Here is a 7,290-nt window from a genome sequence, read left to right as displayed (position 1 = left end):
GCCGCGGCCCGCGCGCCCACCGCCGAGCGGCCGGATTTCAGCGCCAGCACCGGCTTGCCGGCGGCGCGCGCCACGTCGAGCGCGGCGAGCAGCGCGGGCGCGTCGTTGACCGCCTCCATATAGGTGCAGATCACGTCGATGCTGTCGCTCTCGGCCATCCAGCGGATGGCGTCGGCCACGGTGATGTCGGCCTCGTTGCCGGTGGTGATGAGCACCGAGCAGCCCAGCCCCTGATCCCGCGCCAGCGCGCCCAGATGCGCGCCAAAGGCGCCGGACTGGCTGGCGATTCCGATATTGCCCGGGCGCGGAAAGCCGGTGTCGAGCGACGAGGAGAAGGTGCCGTAAAAGCCGATATCGACGTTGTAGACGCCGAGCGTGTTCGGCCCCAGCAGGCGCATGCCATGCTTGCCGGCAAGCGCCACCAGCTCGCGCTGCGCCGCCTCGCCCTCGGCGCCGGTCTCGGCAAAGCCCGCCGAGAACAGCGTCGCGGCCTTGCAGCCCTTGCGGCCCAGCGCCTCGATGGTCTGCGGCACGAGCTTCGCGGGCACCGCGATCAGCGCCGCCTCGGGCGCCTCGGGGAGGTCATCGACGCTGGCGTAGCAGGGCAGCCCCTGCACCGTCTCGCGCTTGGGGTTCACCGGCAGGATGCGGCCCTCGTAGCCGGCCTTGAGCATCGCCGCGATGGGCCGCCCGCCGATGCGGGTCGGATCGTCCGAGGCGCCGATGATGGCGACGGATTTCGGCGCGATGAGCCCGTCGATCAGGGACAGATCGGTCACAGCGCGGCCTCCGAACAGAGGATCGCGGTGCACTGGCTCGACAGCGTGCCGCCATTGCCGTGGCAGAGCGCGATGTTGCAATCCTGCTGCTGGCGCTCGCCCGCCTCGCCGCGAATCTGCGCCACCGCTTCGGCGATCAGGAACAGGCCATACATCCCCGGATGCACGCAGGAGAGCCCGCCGCCATTGGTGTTGACCGCCAGCTCGCCGCCCGGCGCGATGCGCCCGTCCTGAACGAAGCGCCCGCCCTCGCCCTTGGGGCAGAAGCCCAGATCCTCGAGGAACAGGATCGTGTTGATGGTGAAGGCGTCGTAGAGCATCACCACGTCGATGTCTTTCTGGCTGACCCCGGCCATCTCCATCGCCCGCGGGCCGCTTTCGGCAGCGGCGGTGGTGGTGAGATCGGGCATCGCCACGATCGAACGGTGATAGTTGGCGCCACCGGCCCCCATGAAGTAGACCGGCTTGCCCGGCAGGTCCTTGGCGCGGTCGGCGCGCACCAGCACGCAGGCCGCGGCGCCGTCGGTGACGAGGCAGCAATCGGACTTGGTCAGCGGGTCCGAGATCATCCGCGCCGACATCACCTCGTCCTTGCTGAGCGGACCGCGGGCAAAGGCTTCGGGGTTGAGGTTGGCCCAGCCGCGCGCCGCCAGCGCCACGTCGGCGAGATCCTCGCGCGTGGTGCCGAACTCGGCCATGTGCCGGCTGGTCGCCAGCGCGTAGGCGGTGATCGGGTGGCGCGGCTTGTAGGGGGTCTCGTGCCATTGCGGCTCGCTCATCGACACGAGGCGCCCGCCGGCGGTGCGCTGGTTCGAGCCGTAGCACACCAGCGCCGCATCGCAGAGCCCGGCCTCGAGCGCCAGCGTCGCCTGCAGCAGGTGCATCTCGAAGCTCGAGCCGCCGACATTGGTGCCGTCGAAGAAGCGCGGCTTCAGGCCGAGATACTCGACCACGCTCATGGTCGGAAAGGCGTGGCTCGAGGTCGCGGCGAAGACGCCGTCGATGTCCTGCAGCCTGAGCCCGGCATCGTTGACGGCCTTGACCGCCGCCTGCCCCAGAAGCTCCATCGCCGAAAAGCCCGGCGCCTCACCGACGCCGGCGGTGGCCATGCCCACGATGGCGGATTTTCCCCGCATGCTGTCCGTGCTCATGCCGCATCCTCCCCGGCCAGATCGAAGACCACGCGCGGGCCTTCCTCGGTGTCCTCGATGCGGGCCCTGACCCGCGCGCCGATCTCGGCGGTCTCGACCCCGGGCAGGGTCGACATCATGCGCACGCCCTCGTCGAGCTCGACCAGCGCCACGTTGTAGGCGCCCGAGCGGGCGCGGTTGACGGTGATGGCGTAGATCGTGCCGGTGCCCCTGGCCTCGACCCATTCGAGATCGGTGGCGCCGGTAGGCGACGTGACCTTGGGCCAGAACACGTACTCGCCGGTGCTGGCGGCGCGCTGGATCATGAAACGGCCCGCGGCCAGATACGCCTCGTAGGCGGCCTGCGGTCCGAGCTTGGAGATATCGGTCTCGGTCATCTCTCTCCCCTCCTCCTCTGTTCGGTCAGTCTTTCCAGCCCAGGAACAGGTGCGTCTGCGACGTGGTGCCGACGACCTTCCCGTCGCCGCGCGTCAGCGTCACCTGCAGCACCAAGGTCATGCGGCCCACATGGACCGGGACGCAGCGCGCGGTGAGCCTGTCGCCCACCCGCACCGGCCGGATGAAATTGGTCTTGGCCTCGACCGTGGTGTTCGACACCTCGACGGGGCTGTTGATGAAGGCCGCGGTGCCGGCGGCGGTGTCGGCGATGGTCATCAGCGCGCCGCCATGCAGCACGCCGTTGCGGTTGCCGAGCGCCTCGGTCACCAGCATCGAGCACACCACCTCCTCCGGGGTGCAGGTCTCGATCTCGATGCCGAGAAGCGCGGCGAAGGCCGAGCGCGGAGGCATCTCCTCGAGGCTGCGGGTCGGATGCGAGCCCATGCTCACGCCGCCCGCTGCGCCAGCGTGCGCCGCGCGATCACGAGCTGCTGGATCTGGCTGGTGCCCTCGTAGATGCGCAGCAGGCGGATGTCGCGGTAGAGCCGCTCGATATCGTATTCCGCCATGTAGCCGGCGCCGCCATGAATCTGCAGCGCCCGGTCTGCGATGCGGCCGGCGGCCTCGGTGCAGAAATACTTGGTGCAGGAGGCCTCGACGATGGCCTTGCCCTCACGGTCGAAGGTGTCGGCGCTGGCGCGGACCAGCGCGCGGGCGGCGTGCAGCTCGGCCTGGCAGTCGGCGATCAGCCCCTGCACCAGCTGGTGCTCGCCGATCGGCTTGCCGAACTGCTTGCGCTCGAGCGCGTAGTCGGTGGCGATGTCGAGCATGCGCTGGCTCTGCCCCACCGCCATGGCACCGACATGGATGCGGCCCCGGTCGAGCACTTTCATCGCGGTGCGGAAGCCCTTGTTGAGATTGCCCGGCCCCCCGATGATGGCGCTTTCCGGCACCCGCACGTTCTCGAAGATCACGTCCGAGGTCTTGGTGCCCTTCTGGCCGAGCTTGCGATCAGGCTTGGCGACGGTGATGCCGGGCGTATCGGCGGGCACGATGAAGGCCGAGACGCCATCGGCGCCGGGCTTTTCGGGATCGGTGCGGGCGAAGACGGTGAACACGCCGGCGCGCACCGCGTTGGTGATGTAGCGCTTGGTGCCGTTGAGGACAAAATCGCCGCCGTCACGCCTGGCCGAGGTGCGGATGCCGCCGGCGTCCGAGCCGTTGTCGGGCTCGGTCAGCGCGAAGGAGGCGATCACGTCGCCGCTCGCAACCCCCGGCAGCCATTGCTCTTTCTGCTCCGGCGTGCCGTCCATGACGATGCCCTGCGAGCCGATGCCCACATTGGTGCCGATCAGCGAGCGGAAGGTCAGCGAGGCGTAGCACAGCGTCTCGATCAGCCGCGCCTCCTGCGGCACGCTGAGGCCGATGCCGCCGTATTCCTCCGGCGTCGACAGACCGAAAAGCCCCATCTCCTTCATCTCGGTGACGATCTCTTCGGGGATCTCGTCCTCCTCCTCGACGCGGTGCTCGGCCGGGATCAGGCGCTCGCGGGCGAATCGCTCCACGGTTGCCACAAGCTGTTCGAAAACATCGCTATCCACACCTGACGCCATCTTCGTTCCTCCCTCGGGATGCCTTCAGTCTGCCCTTGCTCTAGCAGATGAATTCTGTATGGTAAATGCAATTCTCCATGAGGAATTACATGGTCGACGATACCGGACAGAAGCTCGTACCCGCGGTTCAGAACGCGATGATCATCATGCGCCTGCTGGCGGCGAGCGGCCGCCCGATGGGGGCGACACAGATCGCCCGCGAGGCCGGGCTGAACGTCTCCTCGGCGTTCAACATCCTGCGCACGCTGAGCCACGAGGGACTTCTGAGCTTCGATCCCGAGACCAAGACCTATGTCATCGGCATGGGGCTGATGGAGTTCGCCGCCCCCCTGCTCGGCGCCAACCCGTCCGACCTGATCCGCCCGACGCTGACCGCCATCGCGCAGGAGCATCAGGTGGCGATCGCGCTCTGGCAGATCACCGCCAACCAGCGCATCGTGCTGATCGACCGCTTCACCGCCCCCAACATCGTGCAGGCGGTGATGGCGCGCAGCAGCCGCCTGCCGGTCTTTGCCGGCGGCGTCGGCCGGGTCTACGCGGCGCGCATGGGGCTGACCAAGGCGCAGACCCGTAAGGGCTTTGATGGCGTGCGCTGGCAGGATGAGCCTGAGTTCGAGACCTACTGGGCCGACGTGCAGGCGGCGCGCGAGAGCGGCACCGCGCAGGATCGCGGCCACCTGTTCCGCGGCCTCGATATCGTCGCCGCGCTCTCGGTCGACGCGGCGGGCGTTCCACGGCTCGGCATGAGCAGCATCACCATCACCGGCCAGCAGACCGACGAGAGCCTCGACCGGGTCGGCGCGGCGCTGGCCGAGGCCGCCCGCCAGATCGAGCGCGGCGTCTTCGGCCTGCGGGCCGGCGACTGACACCCCATTACGGAACGCATTCAGGACAAGACGGAGGAGACATGTCTGAAATGAAACCCCTCGACGGCAAGGTCATGCTGGTGACCGGCGCGGGCGGCGGCATTGGCCGCGCCATCGCCATGGAAGCGGCGCGCGCCGGGGCGTCTGTGGTCGTCAACGACATCGGCGCCTCGCTCGACGGCCAGCGCGAGTCGAGCGCCGCGGCGCAGGACGCGGTGGCCGAGATCGAGCAGCTCGGCGGCAAGGCCGTCGCCAATGGCGACGACGTCTCGGACCCGGAGGGCGCCACGGCGATGGTCAGGCAGGCCACCGATGCGTTCGGCCGGCTCGACGCGGTGGTGAACAACGCCGGCATCCTGCGCGACCAGTTCTTCCACAAGATGACCTTTGAGAATTTCGACGCGGTGGTGAAGGTCCACCTCTACGGCACCTTCAACGTCAGCCGCGCCGCCGCCGACGTGATGCGCGAACAAGGCTCGGGCAGCCTGATCCACATGACCTCGACCTCGGGGCTGGTGGGCAACCTCGCGCAGGCCAACTACTCCGCCGCCAAGCTCGGGGTCGCGGCGCTGTCGAAATCGCTGGCGCTCGACCTGCAGCGTTGGAACATCCGGTCGAACTGCATCGCCCCGTTCGCCTGGAGCCGGATGACCTCGTCGATCAAGGTCGACAGCCCCGAGCAGGAAGAGCGGGTGAACCGCATGAAGGATATGAAGCCCGAGAAGATCGCCCCGCTGGCGCTCTACCTCGCCTCGGACGAGGGCGCCGACACCACCGGCCAGATCTTTGCCGTGCGCAACAACGAGATCTTCCTGATGTCGCAGCCGCGCCCCACCCGCTCGGTGCATCGTGGCGAGGGCTGGGACGTGGAAAGCGTGGCAAGCCACGCGATCCCGTCGCTGAAGGCGAGCTACGTACCGCTCGACGTGTCGGCAGACGTGTTCTGCTGGGATCCGGTGTAGGGCGGGCTTCCTGACCGCTTTGACTGATTGAGCGCGCCCGCGGGAGACTGCGGGCGCGTCTGCGTTTGAGAAAGTGTGCCGTGCGCCGCAACTTCGCTTCCTCTGCGCTGCCTGCGATCCCCTAGCAGGCGCGGAATCAAGGCCGCAGGCCGCCGCGCCATCGTCATGCCGGAGGCATGCCTTCGGCATGACCCGCCCCATCGGGCTGGCGATTTGGTGACGCAGGTAACACGTGTCGAGGTCTTTCGGACTTGGGCGGGATAAATCGAGAGGCTCGTCGGCGAGGTCGCCATCCCGCGGGCCAGCGATGACGCGGCGGCGTCCCTGCTCGGCGCTCCTTCCAATCCATGCCCTCAAAGCATTTCTGAAAGACCACCTAGATATTTGAATTATGACTCGCACCGTCGGATGATCCCCGAAAGACCCGGAGGAGACCCACGTGTACGACCACGACAGCGACGAATTCCAAGACATCCGCGATGCGGTCCGCGCGCTCTGCGCCGATTTCCCGGACGAATACCACCGCAAGATCGACGAGGCGCGCGCCTATCCCGAGGCCTTCGTCGACGCGCTCACCAAGGCGGGCTGGATGGCGGCGCTGATCCCCGAGGAATACGGCGGCTCCGGCCTCGGCCTGACCGAGGCGGCGGTGATCATGGAGGAAATCAACCGCGCGGGCGGCAATTCCGGCGCCTGCCACGGCCAGATGTACAACATGAACACGCTGGTCCGGCACGGCTCGGAGGAACAGCGCCAGCGCATCCTGCCCAAGCTCGCCAGCGGCGAGCTGCGGCTGCAGTCGATGGGCGTGACCGAGCCCACCACCGGCACCGACACCACCCAGCTCAAGACCACCGCCGTCAAGACGGGCGACAAATACGTCATCAACGGCCAGAAGGTCTGGATCAGCCGGGTGCAGCATTCCGATCTGATGATTCTGCTCGCGCGCACCACGCCGCTCTCGGAGGTGAAGAAGAAGTCCGAAGGGCTGTCGATCTTCCTCGTCGACATCAAGGAGGCGATGCAGTCGGGCATGACCGTCCGCCCGATCCCCAACATGGTCAACCACGAGACCAACGAGCTGTTCTTCGACAATCTGGAGATCCCCGAGGAGAACCTGATCGGCGAAGAGGGCAAGGGCTTCAAGTACATCCTCACCGGGCTCAACGCCGAGCGCACGCTGATCGCCGCCGAGTGCATCGGCGACGGCTACTGGTTCACCGATCGCGTGGTGAACTACGTCAGCGAGCGCAACGTCTTCGGCCGCGCCATCGGCCAGAACCAGGGCGTGCAGTTCCCCATTGCCGAGGCCTATATCGAGGTCGAGGCCGCCAACCTGATGTGCCGCAAGGCGAGCCGGCTCTACGATGCCGGAAAACCCTGCGGTGCCGAGGCCAACATGGCGAAATACCTCGCCGCCAAGGCCTCGTGGGAGGCCGCCAATTCCTGCCTGCAGTTTCACGGCGGCTTCGGCTTCGCGCTCGAATAGGATGTCGAGCGCATGTTCCGCGTGACCCGGCTCTTCCAGGTGGCGCCGATCT

8 protein-coding genes are annotated in these 7,290 nt (G+C 67.6%); 3 read left to right on the top strand and 5 right to left on the bottom strand.

The genetic code is table 11. From position 1 onward, the window contains the following. From AC6RA4_RS21555 to AC6RA4_RS21535, 5 genes are all read right to left on the bottom strand, one after another. The coding region (locus AC6RA4_RS21555) for a CoA-binding protein (RefSeq protein WP_500163808.1) at positions 1-779 on the bottom strand (779 nt) is incomplete at its 3' end. Beyond that, positions 776-1,930, bottom strand: coding sequence for a thiolase family protein (locus AC6RA4_RS21550; protein ID WP_500163807.1), 1,155 nt, complete (start codon positions 1,928-1,930; stop codon positions 776-778). The genes AC6RA4_RS21550 and AC6RA4_RS21555, both read right to left, overlap by 4 nt. After that, the gene (locus tag AC6RA4_RS21545; RefSeq protein ID WP_222601655.1) at positions 1,927-2,307 is read right to left on the bottom strand and encodes a Zn-ribbon domain-containing OB-fold protein; all 381 of its coding nucleotides are present in this window, start codon (positions 2,305-2,307) and stop codon (positions 1,927-1,929) included. Before AC6RA4_RS21545 ends, AC6RA4_RS21550 begins: the two co-directional genes overlap by 4 nt. 25 nt (positions 2,308-2,332) lie before the next feature. Beyond that, positions 2,333-2,752 carry a PaaI family thioesterase gene (locus tag AC6RA4_RS21540; RefSeq protein WP_500163805.1) on the bottom strand — a complete coding sequence of 140 codons (420 nt, stop codon included), beginning with the start codon at positions 2,750-2,752 and terminating at the stop codon, positions 2,333-2,335. A 2-nt stretch (positions 2,753-2,754) separates the two neighbouring features. Beyond that, positions 2,755-3,921: an acyl-CoA dehydrogenase family protein gene (locus AC6RA4_RS21535; RefSeq protein WP_500163804.1), complete on the bottom strand. Its 1,167-nt coding sequence runs from the start codon at positions 3,919-3,921 to the stop codon at positions 2,755-2,757. A gap of 89 nt (positions 3,922-4,010) precedes the next feature. Between AC6RA4_RS21535 and AC6RA4_RS21530 the strand changes: the two genes are divergently transcribed. The 3 genes from AC6RA4_RS21530 to AC6RA4_RS21520 all read left to right on the top strand — a co-directional run bounded on the left by AC6RA4_RS21530 (position 4,011) and on the right by AC6RA4_RS21520 (position 7,238). Then, the gene (locus tag AC6RA4_RS21530) at positions 4,011-4,787 is read left to right on the top strand and encodes an IclR family transcriptional regulator (RefSeq protein WP_500163802.1); all 777 of its coding nucleotides are present in this window, start codon (positions 4,011-4,013) and stop codon (positions 4,785-4,787) included. A gap of 41 nt (positions 4,788-4,828) precedes the next feature. Next, positions 4,829-5,749, top strand: coding sequence for an SDR family NAD(P)-dependent oxidoreductase (locus AC6RA4_RS21525; protein ID WP_500163800.1), 921 nt, complete (start codon positions 4,829-4,831; stop codon positions 5,747-5,749). Positions 5,750-6,188: 439 nt separating this feature from the next. Continuing rightward, positions 6,189-7,238 (top strand): acyl-CoA dehydrogenase family protein, encoded by a 1,050-nt coding sequence (locus tag AC6RA4_RS21520; RefSeq protein WP_500163798.1) that lies wholly within the window; start codon positions 6,189-6,191, stop codon positions 7,236-7,238. Positions 7,239-7,290 lie beyond the last annotated feature (52 nt).

This window comes from Salipiger sp., assembly GCF_059781815.1.
This window is presented reverse-complemented; position numbering and strand designations above follow the sequence as displayed.